Genomic DNA, 25,002 nt, shown 5'->3' on the forward strand with positions numbered 1-25,002 from the left:
ATTCAGCCCAGCTGTGAAGGATTGAACTGCATCCTTCCCGGGCAAAAAACGCCGCGTCGCCGGTCCCCGTCATGTCTGTCGCGGGCCCCCCTACAGGATGTAAGGTCACGCAGCCTATTGCCACAGGACGTGGCAATGGCTGCGTACCTTTATAACGGCGCCCTGTGCCTTTGTTTATTCAAAATACGTTTTATAATAGCCTCCGACTTTACCGGAATTATCGAGAATGAAAATGAATTCATCTGTTTCGTTTTTCACTTCATACTCTTTACCTGGTGTCAGAACATTGTTCACTACATACTTTTCAGCGTCTGCATGCTTACAGACGACAGTACGGATTGCAGGTGCAGTCATCCAATCTTTGAATGTCATTGTTAATCACGCCTTTTCTATGGAGTGTATAAGGAAAAATCGACCCGCTAACAATAACGGGCCGATTACCTAACTATTTTTTGTCTGGATTTCGAGCGCTTTTCTTATTAAGAACCTAGAAGTAGATCTTCCGGATTTTCAATCAATTCTTTTACCATTTTCAAGAAGCCAACTGAATCTTTACCATCGATAACACGGTGGTCATAAGAAAGAGCAACATACATCATTGGACGGATTTCAACATTGTCACCAATAGCTACTGGACGCTTTTGGATTGTATGCATGCCAAGGATTCCTACTTGAGCACCATTCATAATTGGTGTTGACATAAGTGATCCGAAAACACCACCGTTTGTAATTGTGAAAGAACCGCCTGTCATATCTGCGATTGTCAATTTGTTGTCGCGTGCTTTTTTCGCAAGTTCTACGATAGTTCCTTCGATTTCTGCGAAGTTTTTACGATCAGCGTCAACCACGTTTGGTACAACTAGTCCGCCATCTGTTGATATAGCGACCCCAATATCGTAGAAGTTTTTAAGAATGATTTCATCGCCATCGATTTCTGCATTAACATAAGGATATTTCTTAAGTGCAGCAACAACTGCTTTCGTGAAGAATGACATAAATCCTAGACGAACATCGTTTTGCTCGAAGAATTGGTCTTTCTTACGTGAACGAAGTGCCATAACGTTTGTCATGTCGATTTCGTTGAATGTTGTAAGCATTGCTGTTGATTGTTTAACTTCAAGAAGTCGTTTTGCAATTGTTTGGCGACGACGTGTCATTTTCTCGCGAGTTACACGTCCGTCCTCTACTACTGCTGCTGCTTTTGGTGCGGCAGCTGCTGGTTGTGCTTTAGGAGCTGTACCGTGTGCTTCAACATCTTGAACACGAACGCGTCCCATTGGGTCAACTGGTGATACTGCTGCAAGGTCGATGCCTTTTTCACGAGCTAGTTTACGTGCTGCTGGGCTTGCGATTGTACGGTCTGATCCGCTTGCATCTTCAGTAGCTGCTGGAGCAACTGGTGCTGCTTCCACTTTTTGAACTGCTTCCGCTGCTGGTGCAGATGGAGCTGCAGCCGGTGCGCCTGAACCAGAACCAACAATTGCGATAACTTGGCCGACTTGGACTGTATCGCCTTCTGCTGCTAGATGTTCTTGGACAATTCCTGCTTCTTCTGAAATGATTTCAACGTTTACTTTGTCTGTTTCAAGTTCAACGATGAATTCACCTTTCTCAACGCTTTCACCTGGTTGTTTCAACCACTGTGCAACCGTTCCTTCTGTAATCGATTCTGCAAGTTCTGGTACTATGATCTCTGCCACAATAAATTCCTCCTCGAGTCTACCGTTAGTACGGTTTTAACAATCAATATTTCATATGTTGATTAAATTAAACTAAATAAGGCTTACTTCTTCAATGCCTCATCTAGTATGCGGTTTTGTTCGATCTTGTGAGATTCGCCGTCACCTTCTGATGGGCTTGAACGATGAATTCGTCCAACATAGGATACTTTCTTACCATCCGCAACTTCGCGGATATAAGAATTTGCAAAATGCCATGACCCCATATTTTTCGGTTCTTCTTGTACCCAAACAAGTTCTTTTGCGTTTGGATAACGAGAAATGATATCACTAATTTTATCAGCTGGGAACGGGTAGAGCTGTTCCACACGGACGATATGCAGATGATCGAAGCCTTTGCCATCTTTCACACGTTCGGCAAGATCAATCGCCACTTTACCGCTTGCAAATAGGATTTTCTCAACTTTATCAGTATTCTTGCCTGTTCCAGGTTGTTCAAGCACCGTTTGGAAGTGGCCTTCTGTCAAATCGTTGACATCAGCACCGACAAGCGGGTGACGAAGAAGCGATTTGGGTGACACAATAACAAGTGGACGCATCGATTTATCACCAAGCATTTTTGCTTGTCTGCGAAGTATATGGAAATAGTTCGCCGCGCTAGAAAGGTTAGCGACCGTCCAGTTATTTTCCGCACAAAGTTGCAGATAACGTTCAAGTCTTGCGCTTGAGTGTTCAGGTCCTTGCCCTTCATACGCATGCGGTAATAGCAAGACGAGTCCGGATTGCTGACCCCATTTAGAATAACTTGAAGAGACGAACTGATCGAACATTACTTGTGCCATATTCGAAAAGTCTCCATATTGCGCTTCCCAAATTGATAATACTTTTTGGTCTTCTAAGTTATAGCCAAATTCATAACCGACAATTGCAGCTTCTGTCAATGGGCTGTTATATGCGACGAATGATGCTTTTGAACCGCTAATATGGTGAAGTGGTACAAGTTCGTCACCTGTTTTTTCATCGTGAAGGACTACGTGGCGGTGCGCAAATGTACCACGTTGGACGTCCTGACCTGTCATACGGATTGGATTACCGTCTTGAAGGATTGCACCGAATGCTAGTGTTTCGGCATGTGCCCAATCGATTTTCCCTTTTCCGTTGAACGGATCTTCACGACGTTTCAGGATTTTTCCAAGCTTCCCAAATACATTGAAGTTTTCAGGATATATGAGTAACTCTTCATTGATGCGGCGAAGATTAGCTTCGTCCGTGCCAGTTTCAAGGTCTCTTGGATACCCTGCAAGTACTTCTTCAGGCGTAGCGTTTGAAATCAATGTTTTTTCTGAAGTATGTTCTTTTACTTTGTCGTATGCTGCTTGCATCGTTGCAAAAACTGAAGCGTCCAGTTTCGTTACATCTTCTTCTGTCAAGATGTTCTCAGATGCAAGTTCAGATCCGTACAGTGCACGAACTGTTGGATGTTCATGGATTGAATGGTACATAACCGGATTCGTCACAAGAGGTTCATCCATTTCATTGTGTCCATAACGACGATAGCCAAGAAGATCAATCAGAATATCTTTGCTGAACTTTTGACGGTATTCGAATGCGAATGATGCAGCTGCGATAACTGATTCAGGGCTATCCGCATTGACGTGTAATACTGGAACTTCATAGCCTTTTGCAGGGTCTGAAGAATAATGTGTTGATCTAGAATCGTAATATTCAGTTGTGAATCCAATCATGTTATTCGCGATGACATGAATAGAACCGCCTGTTTTGAATCCGCGAACACGGCTATAGTTGAATGATTCTGGCACAATTCCTTGTCCTGGGAATGCTGCATCCCCGTGGATAAGTACTGCGTAAGCAGCATCTGTTTCTAGTACAGGAATACCCGGGTTATCCGTATTTTCCTGTGCAGCCCTTGTTTGTCCTGTAACAACAGGATTGACGACTTCCAAATGGGATGGGTTATACGCAAGGAAACGCTGCATGCCCGATTGCCCCTTGTATAAGGCACCCATATGGTATTTCACATCGCCGAACCAACCGCGTGTAGTTTCAAGTGAACCATCTGTTGGAAGGAATGGTTCTTCAGGAACACCCGCAAATTGTGCAAACATTGTTTCGTAAGGTTTATTTAAAATATGTGTAAGTACGTTTAGGCGACCACGGTGGGCCATCCCAATCAATACTTTTTTCATTTTTTGTTCTTCAGAAAGACGAACAAGTTCGTCAAGGAAGACAACTAATGTATCAAGACCTTCAATAGAGAACCGTTTCGCTCCGACGAAAGTCCGGTGGATGAATTTTTCAAACCCTTCAATTTTCGTCAATCGTTCGAGAAGTGCTTTTTTCTCATCTACAGATAGTGTAGCGGAAACATTCCCGTTTTCGATTTTAGATTGAATCCAGTTTCTTTCTTCTTCGTCAATAACATGATCGAACTCATAGGCGATTTTACCTGTATATAATGACTTCAAATAATTCACTGCTTCAAGCCCATCTTCTACACTTGCAGGAACATTTTTAAAGAAAAGAGATGCTGGCATTGCTTGTAAATCACTTTCTGTAAGTCCATAAGTGGAAAGTTCAAGACGTGTTGAATCTTTTGGACGATCGCTAAGCGGATAGATATCTGCTGCAAGATGTCCGTATGTACGGATGGCTGTTTGCAACTGATAGGCGGAGAATACTTTACCGAAATCGCCAGGAGCTACTGCCCCGACCGCTTTGTCTTGCTCTGTGTTGCTCATTGTAGGCGCACCAAAACGGCTGAACATCTCGGCAAGTTCAGCATCTATAGATTCAGGTGACGTTTTAAACAGTTCGTACATTTCCATTATATACCCAAGGTTCGGACCCGAAAAAGCAGCATAGGGGGAACGATGAGCGTCAGCATTGTTCGACATGTAAAATGACCTCCACATTTGCCAAAAGGCATATTGTGTTTATATTTTTTTATCCTCGTTAATTTTAACACGCAAACACTTTAACTTAAAGGGTTTAGCGTTAACTCTTTAACTTTATTACCGTCAACAAGAATACACTAGATTCTCATTACTTGCAACCATTCATTAACCCACCGAAAAACTGAGAATAGTCTCTTCCAGCTATTTTCGGTGTGACAGGATCATTTCAACCATTTCTTCCGGTATTTTGGGTGTTGCTACTTTCTTCATATTCCCGATCAAACTGTCTTTCTCATCTACAAAAGATGCGAATTCTTCGGATAGTGGGCGTAGCTCCACATCTTCCTCTTTCAATACATGTGCGAGTCCGAGCGATTTAAAATGATTGGCATTCAAAATCTGATCCCCTCTGCTTTTTGCAGCAGAAAGTGGAATAAGCAGCATCGGTTTACGTAATGCCAGTAATTCAAAGATTGCATTTGACCCAGCTCTAGAAACCGCAAAATCAGACGCCGCTAATAAATGTGGTAACCCTTCTGTTACGTATTCAAATTGTGTATAGCCGGGTGTACCTTCAAGCGTTTCATCTAGATTCCCTTTCCCGCAAAGATGAATAATATCGAAATCATGCAAAATGGCAGGTAAATCTTTTCGAACAGCATCGTTGAGTATTGAGGAACCCTGACTTCCGCCCATTATAATTTGGACAGGTTTCTCACCTGACAGGCCGGCAATGCGCAAGCCTTCTTCCCGAGTGCCATTGAACAACTCGGGTCTGATGATTGCACCGGAGCAAGTCGCTTTGCCAGCGGGTACATAATTTAGGGTTTGTTCGAACACTGTAAAAATATGATTTGAAAAAGGTAAAGCCATTTTGTTCGCAAGTCCTGGCGTTACGTCAGATTCGTGAATGACAACAGGTACTTTCGCCATTTTCGCCGCCAAGACGACAGGCACTGATACGAAACCGCCTTTGGAGAAAATTATTTCTGGTTTGACTTTCCTAATAACCGCTAACGCTTGTAGAACCCCCGCACCAACACGGAACGGATCTGTAAAGTTTTTCATAGAGAAATAGCGCCGCAGTTTACCACTTTGAATGGGATGATAGACAACTTCAGGATAACCATCGCCAATCAGTTCTTTTTCAATCCCTCGATGCGACCCAATGTAATGAATTTCATACCCTTTTTCGCTAAACACAGGGATAAGCGCTTCATTCACGGACACGTGTCCTGCCGTGCCGCCCCCTGTCAATAATATAACCGGCCGTTTCATGGGCCATTCACCTCTTCTATATTAAGAAATATATTGTAACTTAACTTTACCTCATTGCCATTATAGCAAAGGAGTCATGATATAATGATGTTTAATTGAAGAATAAAGGGTGATTTATTTGGAAACTGCAGTTCCACTGAAGAAAAAGCCGTTCAGATTGGCAACAATCGTCTTGCCAATCCTCGTTACACAAGTCGCTCTGTATATGATGACGTTCTTCGATATTCTTATGACAGGGCGATATGATACATACCATCTTGCCGGAGTTACTATTGGATCTTCTTTCTGGGTACCCGTTTATACAGGGCTTGCTGGAATTTTAATGGGGCTTACACCGATCATCGCTCAATACATCGGAGCACGCCTCCACGCGGAAGTCCGACCTTCCGTTCAACAAGGCCTTTACGTATCGGTCGCACTGGCTGCAATCGTCTTTGCCATTATTCTATTCGCAGTTGCACCTATACTAGAAGCAATGCCGCTCGAGGCTGAAGTACGCATTGTAGCAGCGGACTATTTGACAGGAATGAGTTTCGGCCTATTTCCCCTCTTTGCCTACACAGTGCTACGCTCATTTTTTGATGCGCTTGGAGCGACACGCGTTTCGATGTTCATCATTTTATTATCTGCCCCTATTAACATCTTCATAAACTATTTGCTTATTTACGGGAATTGGGGCTTTCCTGAACTTGGCGGAGCTGGGGCCGGATATGCATCCGGTATAACGTATTGGCTCGTATTCTTCATTGCTTGTTCTGTCGCGTGGAAGCATAAGCCCTTTAAGGAATACGCACTTTTCAAAGGATGGGAAAAGATTTCATTTAAAAAATGGAAAGTGATTTTATTCATTGGTGTGCCAATCGGGATTTCAATTTTTGTAGAGACAAGTATCTTTTCCGCCGTCACACTGATGATGAGTAACTATTCAACGGCTGTAATTTCCGCACACCAGATTGCGCTTAACTTCACTTCGTTGTTGTATATGTTGCCGCTAAGCATTTCGATGGGGGCGACAATACTTGTCGGTCAGGCCGTCGGTGCAGGACAGATGCGCGATGCTAAACAGTACAGTTATCTTGGTGTCGGGCTTGCCGTTGCGTTTAGCTTTGTGTCAATTGCTATTCTTCTCGTTTTCAGGGCGCCAATTGCTTCGCTTTATACAACAGACGGACAGATTATCGGATTGGCAACTCAGTTCTTCATCTACGCTGCACTGTTCCAATTATCTGATGCAATTCAGGCTCCGGTCCAAGGCGCCTTACGAGGCTATAAGGACGTCAATATGACATTCGTCATGGCGATTGTCTCCTATTGGGTCCTTGGTTTACCCATTGGTTATATGATGGCAACGTTTACTGAACTCGGACCATATGGCTACTGGGTTGGCCTTATTGCTGGATTGACAGTTGGCGCGATTACACTGACTGTACGGTTAATCTATATTCAGAAAAAGAAATTTATATAAACACTAAAACCCGTAATGCAGTATGCATTGCGGGTTTTCACTAATTTAATATACCGGTTCTTAAAATCTCAGTTTTCACCTTGACGCTAATGGGCAGTTCGGAAAATGTGTCATTCCAATCCCCTTTTTCCCAAAGTGCGGGATGGAATGCACGGACTGGTCGTCCGAACCCTATAGCATCACTTTTAGCTGCCTGTAGTTTTTTAATCACTTTAGTAAAATCCTTTGTTAATTCCTTTGATAAGAAATCCTCAACTTCCTTTATTGTTTTCTTTTCATCTAGACTGTCATGCGGAAATTCCTCAACAGAAATTTTTAATTCATAGGTCGCATCGATCTTGTTATCTGAAATTTCCCAGTCCTTATTAATTCTTATCACCTCAACTGTAAGTGGACTCTCTGCCTTACCACTTTTCCACATATAAGAAAGCCGTGTATATTTGCCCTGTTTATTTCTTAACAAATTGAAAAGGACCGATTCCTCTTTATCTAAATTTTCTCCAGTATATTCCCTTTTATTAAACAACGCAGTACCGGCAATTTCGGGTATACCGCTTTCTTTCCCAATTTTAATATAGGGAAGTGCCAGAGATATATCTTTTTCAAAAAGTAGTCTACATACTTGTTGAATATCCACTTTAGGGACCAATGTATATCGGACCGCAGTATCAATCAGCTCTGAGTAATACATTGAAATATCATTCCCTAGATTCTCGTGCTGTTCAAAATAGGGAGCCAGTTCCCCTTCGACAATTGCCAAATGAGCGCTAAGTCGATTGCGTGGAGCTCTGTATAACGCATCGATATACTTATATAAGTCAGATTTAGCTGATTCCTCCGTTATAAGCAACACTTGAAGTTCAGCTATATCGAGCCCTTCCGTCGTATTCGTGTCGTTTTTCGCGTCAAGAACAGTGGCACCACTTCCTGTGATTGTTGTATAACTTATAGACCCATCTTCAAATATCGGAAACGCAAATTGAGCCTTGATCTTGCCCGGCTGGCCTTCAACTCCAAAAAGAGACACATTGGTTACATCCTTATAATGTTTTTCATCCCAGCAGCCGCTTAAAAACAATGAACAGACCAATAGGATTAGTAATCTCTTCATTTCCTTTTCCTCCTGTTCACGAGTATGACTATAGTTGGAACAACAATTATGAAAAACAAATGGAAATAGACGAGTGAATTTTGAATCATATCAACACGTTCTTTCGAATTTAAGAACAGCGGTAATATGACGAGCAGGATATGAAAAATAATCGTATTTCTTTTCCGGTGACCTTTCGCATGCAGCTGATGCACGTACATTGTAGTAAAGGCAAAAAGGGATATCGTGATGATACTCCACATCATCCACATATAAATGAAAAATAAATCAAGCCGTTCTACAAACGAGAAAGTTTGCGATTTCAAAATATACATGATTGGCTCAGGAATCCTTTCTATTTCCTTTAGCGGGAAATAGAGAAGGGTGATCAAGACCGTACTGAAAAAAAAGAACATCCATAGCATTTGATATATGAACAGTGGTAAGCCTTTAATTTTTTGTGTGCTATCTACATGCTTCCTAAAAAATAAAAACAGTTCAATACCAATGAATGTAAACTGCGAAGCGAGAATCCCTTTTAACAAATCTGAACCGTCTATCTTAGCTACAGGGAATAAATTCGTCCATACGAATTCAGGCCATGCGAGTAACAAGACAAAGTAAAAGATCGGTATCAGTGGGACGAGAATGACTGTTAGATTAATGACGGTTTCGGAACGACTTAAGTTTGCATACAACGATACGCCTACCATGATTGAAATGACGACGATCTGGGGCGTTTCAGGGAATGCCCATACCGCGAGCGTATAATCAATATAAGCAATGAAGGAGACGATAATAAGGAGCCAATAGCCTTTATATAGCCAAGATACAATCGGACCTGGCGTGAAGAATTTATAATTCCTTTCATATAACAGCAATAAAACATAATGAAAAATGCCTACTCCGATGAAAATAATCCATGCATCACGCCCTGTTACATTGATGAATGGCGTTTGAAAGGATAGAAAAACAGTGCCTGTTTGTATAACAAACAGAAATAAAAAAAACTGGATTCTTGACAATTTAAACGTCAACGGCCACCACCTTCTTTATTTGCACCATGCGTAAACGTTTTCTGTTGTTTTTTAAGACGAACATATGGTGACCTGAAGAAAGCATCTTTAAATTTCGACGGATCAAAAGGAACGATAGGCGTAAAATAGGGCTGTTTCAATGATGATACATTCATCAGATGGATGAAAAGCACAAGTGTACCAATTGCTATGCCGAAGAAGCCAAACAGCGAAGCGGCAAGCATAAATGGAAAACGAATAATTCGGATTGTCATATTCATTTCCCAAGAGGGAATGACAAAACTCGAAATGGCTGTCATCGCCACGACGATTACCATGAAATTCGATACGAGACCGGCATCAACAATTGCATTACCAATAACCAGACCACCGACAATCCCTATCGTTTGCCCAATTGGGGTGGGGAGACGGATAGCTGACTCCCGAATGAGCTCGATAAACAATTCTAAAATGAGCGCTTCATAAATAGGTCGATACGGAATTGCATTCACCGCCAGCTTCACTTGTTTACCTAATTCCAGTGGAATGATTTCAGAATGAAAACCGATGACAGCTATATAAAATGCAGGTAAAAAAATAGCCGTCACAAAACTTAATATGCGGAGAATCCGATAAAATGAACCCACTAGAACACGTGCATTATAATCATCTGGAGACTCATAAAAGGAAAAAAAATTGACCGGTGCTATCAGTGCGGTTGGAGAATTGTTCGAAAAAATCGCTATTTTCCCTTCCAGCAAATTTGCAACAACACGATCAGGTCGTTCCGTATTGAGAAATTGTGGAAACGGCGACCAAACGGAATCTTCTAAGTAATCCTCTATTTGACCTGTACTAATAACTTTATTCGACTTAATGTTCTCCAATCGTCTTTTCACATCGGCAACGACATTTTCATCCGCTATTGAGTCAATATATATATAATTAACAAGGGTTTGAGTATCATTCCCGATCCTCAGTGAATGGACGACGAGATCTGGAATCGCAAGCCGTTTGCGAATCAAGGACATATTTGCATCAAATCCCTCGACGAACCCTTCGTGCGGACCGCGGATAACATGTTCGTTTTCCGGTTCGTTAGGGCTGCGAACAGTAAACTTCGGCATCATGATTTGCAATAACAAATTTGTTTCAGGAAAAATAACGGCTACGAAACCTGAACTAATACTATGGGTAAGCATAGAAACGGAAAAAGCATGAACAGACGAGATTGCAGTTTTTCCCCAATCGGCAAGTCCGTCCGCTGCCCTTTTCCTGATTAGTTCAAGCTGTCGGTTCACTTCTGCCCCTTCAGTCATTGTAGTGAAATAACAAATGACAGCTGGACCATTCTGCCACTCCATTTCTTCAACATATAAATCAGAAGAATTATGAAATACCTTTTTTATGTATAAAATCAAACTGTCAGTCGATACAATGTCCCCCATCATGCTCACCTCCTAAGAAGAGTTTGAGCATGCCAGAAAACTTTTAAACATTTACTTGGAGAAATCCGTTTATAGGTACGACGGTTTAAGACAGTATGTACACGAAAATATAGTAGGAAAAAAGCTATCCTCCAAACCGAATTAGTATCAGTTTGGAGGATAGCTTTTAACTTTTCTTATTTTTGAATGAACTGTTGTGTCCAGTAGTTGCCGTTTTTGTCATAGCCAATGCCGATGTGTGTGAATCCAGGCGTTAAGATATTTTGTCTATGTCCTGGCGATTCCATCCATCCTTTTACAACTTCTTCAGCCGTACGTTGCCCCATAGCAATATTTTCCGCTGCCGATTTATACGTTATACCATTAGACTTCATTTGATCAAACGGTGAGCCGTATGTCGGGCTAGTATGTGAAAAGTATCCTTTTGAAGCCATATCTGTTGATTTTTGTCGTGCAGAGTTCATCAACTTCGCATCTGTTTGTAGCGGTTTAAGACCTGCTTTTTGTCTTTCAACATTTGTAAGGTCAAGTACTGCTTTTTCAATCGCAGAAACAGATGCATCTGATGTTGTTTCAGCAGGTTTAACTGGTGCTACTTCCCCAGGTTTTTCCGGTGCTGGCTTAACCGGTGGAGTTGCTTCCGGTTTTGGTGTCGGTACTGGCTTAGTCGTAGCTGGTTTTTCTACCGGCTTGACTGTAACTGGCTTATTCACCGGTTTCTTGATTGGGTTGACTGTAACTGGCTTATTTACCTGTTTGTCAACAACCACTATGTTTTTTGTATAAGACTTCGCTAAACTGTAAAGTTGCTCAAAATTTATATTTTTTTCAAGCAATACTTTATACATATCGGGTTGTTTGTCCCCCCCTATGTAACTTTGAATGTACTGTTGTGCTTTTTGCACCTGTACATTGTTGTCCAATTGTGAAGCTTCTACATTATTGTTGTTCGGCAGTAAGAGCGCCGAACCGAGCATGAGTACTGCAATCGATTTTTTCATCTCATTACTCCTCCCTTCGCAATCTATCATAACGCGTGGGAGATTTAGAATATCGGGTTTCTTTTCCAGTTCATCCAGTTCTTAAATAAATACACTAGCAAAGGACCTCATATTCTATGGAAATGGATAAGTCTGGTCAACTATCTTTAATTTTCATCTAAAAAGGGGTTGACGGCCTTATAATTCAACGTTTCGATCCCTTCCCCGATGATTACAATACGGGCTTCCATCTTGACATATTCGGGGAGCCAGTTGACCATCCCATACGCATATTGAAATAAAAACGGATTTTTATAACCGCTAATAGGTACATAACCTTTCATCCGATAAACTGTATCAGGAAGGGATTTCACCCAATTCTCGAAATCTTCTTTCGTAACACTCTCAGTGAATGTAAGGAGTTTTGAAGAAAGCGGTAAGCCTTTTCCTGATATGATTTGCTTATCAGTCCCTTTTTTCGATGAACTTAAGGTTTTCTCAATGAAGGAGAATGCAACTTTTGCGCCCACCGTTTGTATAATTGGAGCAGATTCATTGAAACTCGATAGTTCAAATGTTACTTTCGCTACTTCCTCTTCAGTTAGAAGATCGACTTTATTCGCCAGTAGTAAATGAGCATGTCGAATTTGCTCCATGAATAAAGCGCGTACTTGCGGAGATAGCTTATCGCGTTCCAGCCAACGCTTCGAATCGGCAACCGTTACAATTCCTTTTATGTTAAGCCGGTCTGCGAATAAAGGTGAGTAAATAGCGTCTAGTGCTTCCACTGGGTGTGCAGCACCCGTTGTTTCTATTAAGATGACATCGATATCATCGTTTTCTTCAAGCAGTCCCTGAAGCTGTGCCTCTGTTTTCTCTGAACCTGTACAACAGATACATCCATCTAGCAGTTCTTTAAGCGGAACTTCAGCTCCCCCTTCTACAGTATTTGAATCGAAAGGCAATGCTCCAAATTCATTCATTAATACAGCCGGTTTTTTTCCTTGTTCTTTCAATTGTGCAATTGTATGAAGTAACAGTGACGTTTTACCGCTTCCTAGAAAACCACTAAATAAGTAAACATCAATCATATGTACGCCTCTTTTCATTTTATTAGAAAAAGTCATAGCATCCTATCGGATTAGAACACGATGGACTAGATGGGTTGAAATAAAGAATTCCCTTGAATCCGCTTCAGCGCTAGGGGGTGTCTCTCGCCCTAAAACTAGCTAGATTAGCACTATCTTAGGGCTGGGCTCCCCATGAAAAACCCTTCGTTCAGCTTATATAGACATTTTAAAAAGCGTCCGGCCGGATTAGGACTGGACGCTTTTTAGTTATTTCCCTACTTTTTCAAGCAGAACTTCTTTTGCTTTCATCAGCTGTGGATCGTCTTCTTGAATTTTCGTCCGAAGTTTTTCCATCAGACCGTAAGTTGTTTCTCCTAAGAGAATACCGTTCGTGTCCAGCGCTAAATCTTTTTGCAGCTTTTTGACAGCCTGAGTTGTTTTTTCATCAAACATGCCATCAATTTCACCTGGTTCATACCCAACGGCTTTAAGCATTTCTTCCGCTGATTTAATGGAAGGTGAAAGCATGCCCACTTTCATTTCTATTGTTGGATCAAGAAACGGAAGCATTGCATAAGATGGATACGGCACTTCAATATCGGGCTTAATTCCTTCTTTATGAACCCAATTGCCATCAGGCGTCAGCCATTTTGCTGTAGTTAGTTTTAAATTCGAGCCGTCAGGAAGATTTTTAGGTGATTGAACTGTTCCTTTACCGAATGTTTTCACACCAATAAGTGGCACATTGGCAGATTCTTTTAACGCACCTGCCAGTATTTCTGATGCCGAGGCACTACCGTCATCGATGACGAGCGTAACCGGAACTCCTATTTTTCTTTTTCCAGAGGCTGTAAAAATTTCTGGTTGTATACCTTTTTCTTTATACTGGAAAATGTTCTTTCCATTTTCCAAAAACAGATCGGATATTTTGATGGCTATGTCGAGTCTACCGCCTGGATTTTGGCGTACATCGACAACTAACCCTTTCATTCCTTTAGCTTCCATCTCATCAAGGGCAACAAGCAACTCATCGTATGTTCCTTCCGAGAAGCTTGTGAGGTGAATATGTGCAATTCCATCGTCAAGCATTTCAGCATAGACTGTTTCAATCGGTATAACGTCACGTTTGATTTTTACGTCTACTGGCTCAACTGCTTCTCCACGTTTAATGCTTAAAGTGACAGTTGTCCCTTTTTCTCCTCTAATTAGAAGAACCGCTTCTGATGATGACATTCCCTGTATACTTTCACCATCGACCGCAATGATGGTATCGTTCGGTAATATCCCTGCGCGTTCTGCGGGTGAATTTTTGATTGGAGAAACAACGTTGATGTATCCGTTTTTCTCTTGAATTTCAGCACCAATTCCTTCGAAACTTGACGAAATACTCTCGTTTAATTGTCGAGCTTCCTTCTGATTTAAATAATCGGAATACGGGTCTCCTAGTGCATCAATCATCCCATTAATGGCACCATCGATGACAGCTGTTTCATCTATATCTTCGAAGTAATTCCCTTTCATTTCATCATAGGCATTATATAACTTTTCAAATTCTTTTCGGTCCTTTAGCGATTGCTTTTGTGGACTCACAACTTCGACAACTTTATCATCACCTGTTGTTAACACGAAAAACGTTATGGCGGCAGTGGCCAGTACAAGTCCGAATACAAGCATGACAAAAGAGAACGGTTTTAATTTTATATATCGGTTTGCCGGCGGTTGACTATTTGGTTCAATTTCTTGTCCGTGGCCATTATTCTCTTCCATCCCATTCCCCACTCTCTACTATTAATACAAAATTCAATTCAATCTTATCCAGCAGTAATGGCTTAGTGGCCCAACATCCTATGGACCTCCGAGCGGCTAGAAATTATTCTAAGTCAAAAAAACGTATACTTTCTTCCCTGCTAAAAAAGGACCGCTGTATAGTGGGCGGTCCTACTTCATGATTATTCCTGAATTGCTGCTTCGAGCGCCACTTCAATCATGTCGTTGAATGTTGTTTGGCGCTCTTCTGATGATGTCGCCTCACCCGTTAAGAGGTGATCGCTCACAGTAAGAATAGCCAATGCTTGGCGACCAAATTTCGCAGCAAGTGTATACAAAGCCGCAGCTTCCATTTCAACAGCTAGGACGCCATACTGAGCCCATTTTTCATGTTGTGCATATTCATTATAGAAAACGTCTTCTGTAAATACATTTCCGACCTTCAAATCAAGCCCCTTTTTAAGCCCAGCATTATACGATTTCAAAAGAAGATCGAAGTCTGCAGTCGGTGCATAGCTGATACCATTGAATATGATTTCGTTCATTTTAGAATCGGTCGAAGCACTTTGTGCGAGAATAACGTCACGTACATGAACGTCTTTCTGAATCGCACCACAAGTTCCGACACGGATTAGTTTTTGCACGTCGTATTCTTGCATTAATTCTGTTACATAAATAGAAATGGATGGAACACCCATACCTGTCCCTTGAACAGAAATTCGTTTTCCTTTGTATGTTCCCGTATAGCCGAACATATTCCGGACTTCGTTATATAGTGTTACATCTTCCAGAAATGTTTCGGCAATGTATTTTGCACGAAGCGGGTCGCCTGGAAGTAAAATCGTATCCGCGATGTCACCTTTTTTTGCATTGATATGTATACTCATACTGAATAGCCTCGCTTTCAAATTTTCTTTTTTAATCATACATTCAACTAATCCATTATGCAAAGAAGATGCAGGTGCAACTTACAAAAATCTCTCTTCATATAATAGAAACAATTCATCGAAAACGACGGATGGCATTTTGGCATCCGCCTTTTCTTCGATATATCGCGATAATGGGTCAAAAGATTTTTCTTCTTTTGGAAAACTAGAATCCTTAAACATATATTCCGCAAACGTTGATTTTAAATCACCCATCGCCCCACCGCGGAAGGATAGGGCGAATCGATAAAAGGACCGATCCATCCGTTCATCTCCCTTCTCAGCTTTAATCAATCAAAATAGTTTCGAGTACTCTCCGAAACCTTCTTTTTCAAGATTGTCAATGGATACAAAGCGGAGTGCAGCTGAATTGATGCAATAACGCAATCCGTCTTCACCCGGTCCATCCGGAAATACATGACCGAGATGTGAATCCGCGGTTTTACTGCGTACTTCTACTCGTTTCATACCGTGGGTTATGTCTGTTTTCTCTATTACTTCCATTGATTCAATCGGTTTCGTAAAGCTTGGCCATCCACAACCAGCATCATATTTATCTTTTGAACTAAAAAGTGGTTTTCCTGAAACGATATCGACATAAATCCCATCTTCATAATGGCTGTCGAATTCATTTCGAAACGGTGGTTCAGTCCCATTTTCCTGTGTGACGTGGTACTGTATTTCGGTTAATTTCTTCTTCAATTCTTCTGTCATGATTCTTCACCCCAGTTGTCAGATTTGAATCGTTCACGGCCAGAGCCAGTTGCATATCTATTATAATGTGTCGGGTTTTTCATGTAATAATCTTGATGTCCTTCTTCAGCCGCGTAAAATGGCTTCGCAGGTATAATATCCGTTGCGATGGGTTTGTCAAACTTTCCAGAAGCATCTAGTTCAGCCTTTGTTTGCTCAGCGAGTTGTAGTTGTTCGGGTGTATGATAAAAAATGGCTGTCTGATAGGATTCACCCCGGTCAAAAAACTGGCCACCCGAATCAGTTGGGTCAATCTGTCTCCAAAAGATGTCAATCAGTTCGCGATAGGAAATAACTTCATCATCAAACGTAATTTGAATTGCTTCACGATGACCGGTCGCATTCGTACAAACCAATTCATAAGACGGATTTTCGACATCGCCGCCCGTATAGCCAGAAATGACTGATTGGACACCTTCATATCGGTCAAACGGTTTCACCATACACCAAAAACAACCTCCTGCAAATGTGGCCAATGCTTTCGCCATTGTAAAACCTCCCTATTCTTTTGGAATTATAATTTCCAAGATAATCTCATCATCCGCCAAGTTAAATGTTTTTGCTTTTACTTGTAAATCACCTGATAACGGGATTGCTGAGAGATCGATGAACAGTTCTTCCTCCTTAGGACGAACAATCATCCAAGGGGGAAGCTTCACAGAATCCCTTAGTACTTTTAAAACAGTCGCAGGCGGGATGTTCAATTGTCCGATTTCCATCGACGATTGTTTTAATATTAGATTACCGTCTTCTCTAACAATTGGGTCAAAATGCATAATAACCGGCAATGTATAGGAAAACACCGTCATTTCTGAAAACAAGACCACATCATCTTCAACTTTCATCGTTACCGGAAGCGGCTCACCTTTTACTGCTTTTCGTATAAACGTATTTGCAATGCCTTCAAAATCTTCTTTCGTCGCCCTCACTGTTAAAACATGGTCCGCTTGATTCGAAACTTTCATTTCAGGAAGCGGGACCGACTCTGCGGAAGATCCAATAAGTATTATAACTGCTGCAAATGCTGCCGCAATAAGTCCTGCAAGTACAAAAAAACTAATTTTCCATCGATTCATGCGATCAGCTCCTACATTTCCAATTCCCCGTCCGATAATTTTTGCAAGCCACATTCTTTCAGCTTTTCAAGGTAACGTTCCGCCATTGAGTCATAGCCCTTTGCATTCGGATGAAAGAAATCGGTGTGGTACACCATGTTCGTATTTGAATCGAACAAGTCTACAACTGGGACAAAGCATGACCTTCCGTCCATCATGGCACGAACCTCAATTGCTTCATTCCAGTCAGCAATAATATCTTCAAATTCATTTGTTTCATCCGTCACAATTGAAAACGGATTATAAAGACCTGCTACAATAATAATCGCATCGCCGTTCAAGTCTCGAATAATACTAAATAATTCATCGAGCCTGTTTTCAAACTTACCGAGTTCAACATAAAATGGTTCCGTCTGCAAATTAAATAGGTTGGACTTAACGACTTTCATAATATCGTTTCCGCCAATTGTCAAAAAGATTAAATCTGCCGTTTTCACAGAAGATTGAACTTCAGGGTCTACCAGTTTGTCGATGAGCTGGTCACTTCTTCGACCCCGCTTTGCCAAATTGGCCGCATCGACATCCTTAACCCCTTTCCATTCATCCATCTTGTCGGTTACTCGGCCAAAATAACCTTCTTTTTTCAGTTCATCCCCGACCCCCTGGGTCAGTGAATCACCTAAACCAATCACATGGATATTTTTTGGAATGAAGTACCCTGGGATTGCCCACTCAGTAAATGCAATCTCTTGTCGATCAGAAAATGCACCTGTTTTTTCGATTAGCGTTTGTTGACAGCCGGACAAAAATAATGAGAAGGCGACCACAATCAGAAATACTCTTCTCATACGTAGAGTTCCCCTTTTCTTCAATAAAGAATCATTTATTAATCTGCGTAATACATAAATCCTATTGCTCCCTCACCAGTGTGCGTACTGATGATTGGAGCAGTAAATGTAAGTTTCACATCTTTTATGCCCGAGTCTTGTATCATTTTCTTCAATGGTTCACCCATTTTTAAACCATTGGCGTGTGAAATACCGACTCCTCGAATAATCTTGCCAGCAGTCTCTTCTTTGAAAACTTTGAATAGATGGGCTACGACTTGTTTATGGCTGCGTGCTTTTGCGACGGGTGTATAAACACCATCCTGCAAAGTCGCAATCGGTTTTATATTCAACAAGGAACCAATCATAGCTTTCCCTTTTCCGATACGGCCGCCTTTCACTAAATTATCAAGTGAATCGACAACAACGAAAAGCGTTGTATGTTTACGGATTGCGTTCAACCGTTCAACGATCTCAGTAACAGACTTCCCTTGCTCGGCCAATTTCGCTGCTTCCATTACCTGAAACATCAATGCATGCGAGATGAACATCGAATCGATGACAGTCACTTTGGAATCCGTCATTTCGGCGGCTGCCTGGGCAGATTTCACAGTACCGCTCATGCCGCCCGTCATATGTATGGAGATGACTTCACTACCATCCTCACCCAGTTTGTCATATAACTCCTTGAAAACACCTGCCGCTGGTTGGGAGCTTTTCGGCAGTTTTGCAGAACTTCTCATCATAGTTAGAAATTCTTCGGGTTGTATATCTACACCATCAACATACGTTTTTCCATCAATTTGGATGGTTAGTGGAACAACATGTAAGCCGTATTTTAGAATGTCCTCTTCTTTTAAATCGGCTGTTGAATCCGTGACGATATGGACTTTTTTCATAATGCGCACTCCCCTCGATTAGTAGCAGTTCTCAATAAATTTTAGTATAGTAAAAGGTAAGGAGGTTAAAATCATGACAGTTGCATTTGATTTTAAAAATGGACGAGAAGAGTTGTGGAATGCGATCACACACGGTATCGCACTACTTCTCAGTATACCCGCCCTTGTGTTTTTAGTACTTGACGCTGTTCGGCATGGCACAGCGATACATGTGGTCAGCTACACCGTTTTCGGTTTTTCTATGCTTCTCTTATTCCTTATGAGCACACTGTTGCATAGCATGCCAATAAAATTCAAACACTTGTTTTCCATACTGGATCACTCAGCCATCTATATTCTGATTGCAGGAACCTATACGCCGTTTCTCCTTGTCACTGTAAAAGGAGTACTAGGCTGGACACTGCTCAGTATCGTCTGGGGTCTGGCCATTGCAGGTATTCTATTCAAAGTTTTTTTCATTCATCGTTTTGAATTTGTTTCGCTTATCTTTTACATTGTTATGGGCTGGCTTATACTAATAGCCATCAAACCATTATACACCCATTTAACACTCGCTGGATTCGCGCTACTCGTTATAGGCGGTCTATTGTATACGTTTGGTTCGATTTTCTATGCGTGGAGAAAGATCCCGTACAACCATGCAATTTGGCATGTGTTTGTTATTGCGGGCAGTGCCTCAATGTATTTCTGCGTCCTCTTATATACATGAGGACGTTTTTTTATTTGTCTTGACTCCAGCGCAAAGCCTCTAGTCGCATCCGCTTTAGTTATTCCTTTTCGTACATGAGAAATGAATACGGAATTTCATCTTCTGTAATGTGTTCTTGCGAAGACGATATGAGCTTCCATTCAGGGCCATATGAAGGAAAAAAAGTATCCCCTTCGTATTGTTTTTGAATATACGTAATGTAGAGGCGATCCGCTATTACTAGTGCCGCATGGAATATTTCCGCACCACCTATAATCATAACTTCATCTGCATACTCTTCTGCTCTTGCAATCGCATCATTTAGATTGTGTACGACAACAGCACCCTCTGCTGTATATGCTTCATTTCGTGTAACGATAATGCTAAGCCGCCCAGGTAAAGGTCTACCGATTGACTCAAACGTTTTACGTCCCATTACCATCGCTTTTCCCATAGACATCTTTTTAAAGTAAGCAAGGTCCTCTGGAATATGCCAAGGCAAATCGTTGTTCATACCAATGACCCGGTTCGGATCATGGGCTACAAGTAGTGAAATCATGGAAATCCACCTTTCTTTAGACAGCAATTGGTGCTTTGATTTTTGGATGTGGTTCATAATTTTCAAGTTCGATGTCTTGCGTTTCTAACTCAAAAATCGATTTGCCTTCAATATTCAATTTTAATGTCGGAAGAGTTCGCGGTTCCCGAGTCAATTGCTCATTCACTTGATTGACATGATTCGCGTAAATATGAGCATCCCCCAATGTATGGACGAATTCGCCAACACCAAGTTCGCATTCATGTGCAATCAAATGAACCAGAAGTGCATAGGATGCAATATTAAATGGTACGCCAAGGAAGATGTCCGCACTTCGCTGGTAAAGCTGGCATGATAGCTTTCCATCTGCTACATAAAATTGGAACAACGCATGACACGGTGGCAAAGCCATATCTTCGACTTCAGAAGGGTTCCATGCAGTAACAATATGCCTGCGGGAATCGGGATTGTTTTTGATGCCTTCAATTAAATTGGCAATTTGATCAATCGATTGTTCTCCATTTGACCATGATCGCCACTGTTTACCATATACCGGTCCAAGATCTGCGTATGTCGCAGCAAATTCTTCATCTTCCACTACGCGTTTTTTGAATGCATCCATTTCAACTTTATAGACAGCCGCAAATTCTGGTTCTTTTGCAGCGCGACGTCCGAAGTCTCTCATATCTGGACCACTATATTCGGAACTTGTCACCCATTGTTCAAAAGCCCATTCATCCCAGATAGGATTTCGATCTTCAATAAGCGTTTTGACATTCGTATCGCCTTTTAAGAACCATAACAATTCAGATGAAATAAGACGGAAAGCCGTTTTTTTCGTTGTCATAAGGGGAAATCCTTCATTTAAATCGAAGCGCATCTGATAACCAAAGACACTGATTGTCCCTGTCCCTGTGCGATCTTCTTTTTTTTCACCTGTTTCAAGAACGTGTTTACATAATTCTAAATACTGTTTCATTAAAAAGCCTCCTTGCGCTAGTGTTCAGTATATCAAATAAGATCTAGCTATCATAATAAAAAACACAGCGCTGGCGTGGTTATTCTAAATAACCATGTCAGAACTGTGTTTTTCGTCCTTGATAACGAGAAGACTCTTGGATTACCCCATTGTTCATTACACTTATATGAATATTTACTCAAGTGAACTTCTAGCACAAACTAAACCCCTTTACCATTTGAGAACTCCAATGGTAAAGGGATTTTAAAAAATCACATTGCGAGGCCTAGATGGCTATATTTTAATAACCCAAGCCTCTGCCTTTTTCAGTCATTTTGTGAGCAAGACGAATAATTGAAACTGCCAATTCTGCGTATGTCGCTTCTCTATCAGGATTAAATTGGTTTTGTTCTGTCTTTAACAACCCTAATGAGTTCGCCAAGGCAACATGACCAATGTATTCTGTTTGGACTTTATTTGCATCAGCAAAACTAAGTTTATAAATACTATTATCTTTAGCTGCTTGTTCAAGTCCTAGAACGCGTATATACCAAGCTGCTAATTCATCCCTTTTGATTGGAGAATCAAGTGAAAAACTTTGACTATCCGGCTTAATAATGCCCATTTCAACTGCCCGTTCAATCGATTGATATAACGGATGTTTCGGGTCTATATTCTCAAAAGTTTGGTTTTTGTTTTCTTTTTCAGAATAATAACCACCGTAATAAATATAAGTGAGTGAATTCATGATGACTTTTAGTGCTTCTCCTTTTGATACTGAGGCATCCCCATTAAAGTCTTTACTATCTTTTATCTCTAAGACTTTAGCATTGATAAGATAATTAAGTTCCTCTTCTGCCCAAGGATGTGAAATAACAGATGAATTTTTCTCACCAAACAGACTATTCCATTCTCCCGTGTTGGCATTTAAATAACTAAACGGATTTTCGTTAAATACAGGTAAATATACTAAATCATAATGATTTTCGTCTTCACTTTTCTCTTGTTTCATATAGGTAAGTTTTAGACTAAGTGCCTTTTTCAATAGAACTATTGCTTCTTCCTCAGAAATCACTTTATTAATCGTTGGCCATTGTTCAACTTCTTGATAATTGACATTAATGCTATTTAAGGAGCCATCAGCTGCTATGCCAACATTAATTTGATCACCTATCACAACAATGCCATTCTTAATTCTAGGGAAATTGAATTGATAGGCACCTAGTCTCTCTTCAAAATAGGGTTCTTCTACAGGCATAGCATAGTTGTGCAGAGAGGAAGGAGCCCATTCTTTCACATATTTTACTGCTTGCGCAAGGGCTTCCTTACTAGAAAGAGAGTCCTTTTTATTAGGTTTCTCTCCAATTTGCTCTAAAATCTGGCTTGTTATATCATTATATTGAATAATTTCTCCGGTATTTTTACTTATTTCCATACTTGTTCCGTGTCCGCCATTCTCATAATTATACATGTACTGAATACTAATTACTGCCTGTCCATTATAGTTTTCTATCTCATCGATAGATTGAATACTTAATTTAACCTTTTCAGAATTAATTTTAAGGAATTGCTCTGCAATTTTCTTTGCACCCTCTAAAGTCATTCCATCTTGTTTTGGCGGTAGTGGGTTAGCTATAACCTTTACAATCTTTGTCTCCTCAGGTAAATCTGCTGAGTACCCGTTTGCAGTTAACCACTTACCTGAAGAAGCATGAACTCCACGCAACTTTGTTGTTGGTTGGTAAACAAGTTGAACACTGCGATCACCCGTTTGATAATCATGATTAATTTGATATTGCAAATCGACTGAAAGATTTCCTTTTACTTTCTCTAAAGTTTCATTTTTATCTTTTATTTGTTTTATATCATCATAAGTTGATGAGTCCAACTTCTTAGAATCTCTGTAAAAATTAACGACTTCACCATTTCCAAGAACAGATACTTCTATTCTTTGATCAGAAATGGATATTTGATTTTTAGTACGAGAAAATGAGAATGAGTACCGAATTGGTTCTGTTAATATTTGTTGTGGAAAGTAGTTGAAGGGATCTGTTTCTAATTGATAATTCTCTCCATCAATAAATTCCCCAACAAAATCAACTGCTATTTTTCTAGCCTCTTCCTTTGAGGTCTTTGCGGGAAATAACGCTTCTGCTTCATTAGACGGTTGATAGTAAAATTGCTCAATTTCTAATTCCTCTCCAACAAATACAACACTACCATATAACTGCTTACCATTAATTGTCTTAGTGAACACTAAATCATAACGTAACTTATCGTCATTAGGATAAAAGTGACTGCCACCCATTTGAAAATCACTTTTCGTTAAGAAGTCAAACCGATTAGGAAAAAACTCATTAAACCTCTTTATTAAATCGTCTTTTGTGAAAACTGTTTCTGTTGAAGCAACCTGAATTTGTACTTTTCCAGGCTGCCCACTCACTGTGGTTGAAGCACCGGCAACAGACGCAAACATTCCAAAAGATAAAGCAGAAGAGCTTAATACAATACCAATTTTCTTTAAATTAACCAATATAACCCTCCTAATATCAGTAGTCCCCAAATCGTACATCTAACTCCATTAATTGTTAATTAATTCCGCATTTCATTTACTCTTTATTAAAATATCCCTACACTTCTTTAAACAGTACCGAAGTTTCAGGAGTAATTAACCATTATTAAAATAATATCTGAACAATTCCCCCCTTTGCGCACAGCTTGTATTAAAATTATTCAATCCTCCATTTCTATTGTTGATTTTAAACAATTAAATTTATTTTATGATTGCTACTAATATAATATACCTATTTTTTCCACCTATTTGATAACTAGAATGACCCAGGTATGCAATAATGTTCTTCTTATTCTTATTTGCGGGATATGATTAGTCCTGGATGTTATATGATCGGTTGGCTACGGGGTATGATTGGTCCCAGTGTTATATGATCGGTTGGCTACGAGGTATGATCGGTCCCGGCGTTATATGATCGGTTGGCTGCGAGGTATGATTGGTCCTGGTGTTATATGATCGGTTGGCTACGAGGTATAATCGGTCCCGGCGTTATATGATCGGTCAGCTGCGAGGTATGATTGGTCCCAGTGTTATATGATCGGTTGGCTACGGGGTATGATTGGTCCCAGTGTTATATGATCGGTTGGCTACGAGGTATGATCGGTCCCGGCGTTATATGATCGGTTGGCTACGGGGTATGATTGGTCCCAGTGTTATATGATCGGTTGGCTACGAGGTATGATCGGTCCCGGCGTTATATGATCGGTTGGCTGCGGGACGAGATTGTTCATATACTATTCTCGTCAAAAATCAAAAAAAACATCGAAGATTTACCCATAAATCTAAAGGCGATAAGAGACTATTTATTAGAAGGTATTGTAATTAATTTACTACAAGTACTACTCTTATGTAACAGTTCAAGATCATTATTGAACTGTTAGTGGAACTGGTTTTGAGTGCTTAAAGGGGATTGACATCAGAAAGTTGAATCATTCTTGTAATGATTTTTCGAGGTTGTGCTAGAAGGCCAGACTATGAAACAGTAGATTAGGTAATAAATATTAAGTATGTTTGCACCAATTGAAAAAGATGCTTGAGTACAAGATAACCAAATCAGAAAGATCGACTTCCCTGATAA

General features: G+C 40.6%; 22 protein-coding genes. 2 read left to right on the forward strand and 20 right to left on the reverse strand.

The genetic code is table 11. From position 1 onward, the window contains the following. Nucleotides 1-174: 174 nt before the first annotated feature. The 4 genes from H7992_RS13690 to H7992_RS13705 all read right to left on the reverse strand — a co-directional run bounded on the left by H7992_RS13690 (nucleotide 175) and on the right by H7992_RS13705 (nucleotide 5,872). Nucleotides 175-372: a DUF6501 family protein gene (locus H7992_RS13690; RefSeq protein WP_186670502.1), complete on the reverse strand. Its 198-nt coding sequence runs from the start codon at nucleotides 370-372 to the stop codon at nucleotides 175-177. A 107-nt stretch (nucleotides 373-479) separates the two neighbouring features. Further along, complete coding sequence (gene odhB, locus H7992_RS13695; RefSeq protein ID WP_187044957.1) at nucleotides 480-1,700, reverse strand: 2-oxoglutarate dehydrogenase complex dihydrolipoyllysine-residue succinyltransferase; 1,221 nt, start codon at nucleotides 1,698-1,700, stop codon at nucleotides 480-482. Between the two features lie 83 nt (nucleotides 1,701-1,783). Next, nucleotides 1,784-4,594: a 2-oxoglutarate dehydrogenase E1 component gene (locus tag H7992_RS13700; protein WP_187044958.1), complete on the reverse strand. Its 2,811-nt coding sequence runs from the start codon at nucleotides 4,592-4,594 to the stop codon at nucleotides 1,784-1,786. 201 nt (nucleotides 4,595-4,795) lie between these two features. Next, entirely contained in the window at nucleotides 4,796-5,872 is a 1,077-nt protein-coding gene (locus H7992_RS13705) for an undecaprenyldiphospho-muramoylpentapeptide beta-N-acetylglucosaminyltransferase (RefSeq protein WP_187044959.1), read from the reverse strand. A gap of 118 nt (nucleotides 5,873-5,990) precedes the next feature. Here H7992_RS13705 and H7992_RS13710 point away from each other — a divergent pair, with 118 nt between their 5' ends. Then, the gene (locus H7992_RS13710) at nucleotides 5,991-7,337 is read left to right on the forward strand and encodes an MATE family efflux transporter (protein ID WP_067209744.1); all 1,347 of its coding nucleotides are present in this window, start codon (nucleotides 5,991-5,993) and stop codon (nucleotides 7,335-7,337) included. Between the two features lie 40 nt (nucleotides 7,338-7,377). Here H7992_RS13710 and H7992_RS13715 read toward each other — a convergent pair whose 3' ends face one another. The 13 genes from H7992_RS13715 to H7992_RS13775 all read right to left on the reverse strand — a co-directional run bounded on the left by H7992_RS13715 (nucleotide 7,378) and on the right by H7992_RS13775 (nucleotide 19,168). Then, nucleotides 7,378-8,448, reverse strand: coding sequence for a Ger(x)C family spore germination protein (locus H7992_RS13715; protein ID WP_187044960.1), 1,071 nt, complete (start codon nucleotides 8,446-8,448; stop codon nucleotides 7,378-7,380). Continuing rightward, entirely contained in the window at nucleotides 8,445-9,464 is a 1,020-nt protein-coding gene (locus H7992_RS13720; RefSeq protein ID WP_187044961.1) for a GerAB/ArcD/ProY family transporter, read from the reverse strand. Before H7992_RS13720 ends, H7992_RS13715 begins: the two co-directional genes overlap by 4 nt. After that, nucleotides 9,461-10,894, reverse strand: a complete 1,434-nt coding sequence (locus H7992_RS13725; protein WP_187044962.1) for a spore germination protein — start codon at nucleotides 10,892-10,894, stop codon at nucleotides 9,461-9,463. Before H7992_RS13725 ends, H7992_RS13720 begins: the two co-directional genes overlap by 4 nt. 173 nt (nucleotides 10,895-11,067) lie before the next feature. After that, nucleotides 11,068-11,892 (reverse strand): CAP domain-containing protein, encoded by an 825-nt coding sequence (locus H7992_RS13730; protein WP_187044963.1) that lies wholly within the window; start codon nucleotides 11,890-11,892, stop codon nucleotides 11,068-11,070. A 146-nt stretch (nucleotides 11,893-12,038) separates the two neighbouring features. Further along, a complete protein-coding gene (locus tag H7992_RS13735; protein ID WP_067209754.1) occupies nucleotides 12,039-12,962 on the reverse strand; it encodes a CobW family GTP-binding protein in 924 nt (307 codons plus the stop codon). 246 nt (nucleotides 12,963-13,208) lie between these two features. Continuing rightward, nucleotides 13,209-14,708, reverse strand: a complete 1,500-nt coding sequence (locus H7992_RS13740; protein WP_067209755.1) for a lmo1851 family serine protease — start codon at nucleotides 14,706-14,708, stop codon at nucleotides 13,209-13,211. 182 nt (nucleotides 14,709-14,890) lie between these two features. Continuing rightward, on the reverse strand, nucleotides 14,891-15,595 hold the full coding sequence (gene deoD / locus H7992_RS13745; protein ID WP_187044964.1) for a purine-nucleoside phosphorylase: 705 nt from the start codon (nucleotides 15,593-15,595) through the stop codon (nucleotides 14,891-14,893). Nucleotides 15,596-15,676: 81 nt separating this feature from the next. After that, on the reverse strand, nucleotides 15,677-15,898 hold the full coding sequence (locus H7992_RS13750; RefSeq protein WP_187044965.1) for a YozE family protein: 222 nt from the start codon (nucleotides 15,896-15,898) through the stop codon (nucleotides 15,677-15,679). Nucleotides 15,899-15,928: 30 nt separating this feature from the next. Then, nucleotides 15,929-16,348 (reverse strand): peptide-methionine (R)-S-oxide reductase MsrB, encoded by a 420-nt coding sequence (gene msrB / locus H7992_RS13755; protein WP_067209758.1) that lies wholly within the window; start codon nucleotides 16,346-16,348, stop codon nucleotides 15,929-15,931. Continuing rightward, nucleotides 16,345-16,875, reverse strand: a complete 531-nt coding sequence (msrA, locus tag H7992_RS13760; RefSeq protein ID WP_187044966.1) for a peptide-methionine (S)-S-oxide reductase MsrA — start codon at nucleotides 16,873-16,875, stop codon at nucleotides 16,345-16,347. The genes msrB and msrA overlap by 4 nt, the downstream gene beginning before the upstream one ends. A gap of 12 nt (nucleotides 16,876-16,887) precedes the next feature. After that, complete coding sequence (locus H7992_RS13765; protein WP_187044967.1) at nucleotides 16,888-17,463, reverse strand: YpmS family protein; 576 nt, start codon at nucleotides 17,461-17,463, stop codon at nucleotides 16,888-16,890. 11 nt (nucleotides 17,464-17,474) lie between these two features. Next, nucleotides 17,475-18,290: a GDSL-type esterase/lipase family protein gene (locus tag H7992_RS13770; protein ID WP_187044968.1), complete on the reverse strand. Its 816-nt coding sequence runs from the start codon at nucleotides 18,288-18,290 to the stop codon at nucleotides 17,475-17,477. 38 nt (nucleotides 18,291-18,328) lie between these two features. After that, nucleotides 18,329-19,168 (reverse strand): DegV family protein, encoded by an 840-nt coding sequence (locus H7992_RS13775; RefSeq protein ID WP_187044969.1) that lies wholly within the window; start codon nucleotides 19,166-19,168, stop codon nucleotides 18,329-18,331. A gap of 73 nt (nucleotides 19,169-19,241) precedes the next feature. Between H7992_RS13775 and H7992_RS13780 the strand changes: the two genes are divergently transcribed. Continuing rightward, nucleotides 19,242-19,877, forward strand: a complete 636-nt coding sequence (locus H7992_RS13780; RefSeq protein WP_187044970.1) for a PAQR family membrane homeostasis protein TrhA — start codon at nucleotides 19,242-19,244, stop codon at nucleotides 19,875-19,877. Between the two features lie 58 nt (nucleotides 19,878-19,935). On the opposite strand, the gene H7992_RS13785 is transcribed toward H7992_RS13780, so the two are convergent. The 3 genes from H7992_RS13785 to H7992_RS13795 form a co-directional block, all read right to left on the reverse strand. Next, nucleotides 19,936-20,415 carry a dihydrofolate reductase gene (locus H7992_RS13785; protein ID WP_187044971.1) on the reverse strand — a complete coding sequence of 160 codons (480 nt, stop codon included), beginning with the start codon at nucleotides 20,413-20,415 and terminating at the stop codon, nucleotides 19,936-19,938. 16 nt (nucleotides 20,416-20,431) lie between these two features. Beyond that, nucleotides 20,432-21,373, reverse strand: a complete 942-nt coding sequence (locus H7992_RS13790) for a thymidylate synthase (RefSeq protein WP_067209777.1) — start codon at nucleotides 21,371-21,373, stop codon at nucleotides 20,432-20,434. 280 nt (nucleotides 21,374-21,653) lie between these two features. Beyond that, on the reverse strand, nucleotides 21,654-23,885 hold the full coding sequence (locus tag H7992_RS13795; protein WP_187044972.1) for a YcdB/YcdC domain-containing protein: 2,232 nt from the start codon (nucleotides 23,883-23,885) through the stop codon (nucleotides 21,654-21,656). Nucleotides 23,886-25,002 lie beyond the last annotated feature (1,117 nt).

Source organism: Sporosarcina sp. resist, assembly GCF_014302295.1.
Classification (GTDB): domain Bacteria; phylum Bacillota; class Bacilli; order Bacillales_A; family Planococcaceae; genus Sporosarcina; species Sporosarcina psychrophila.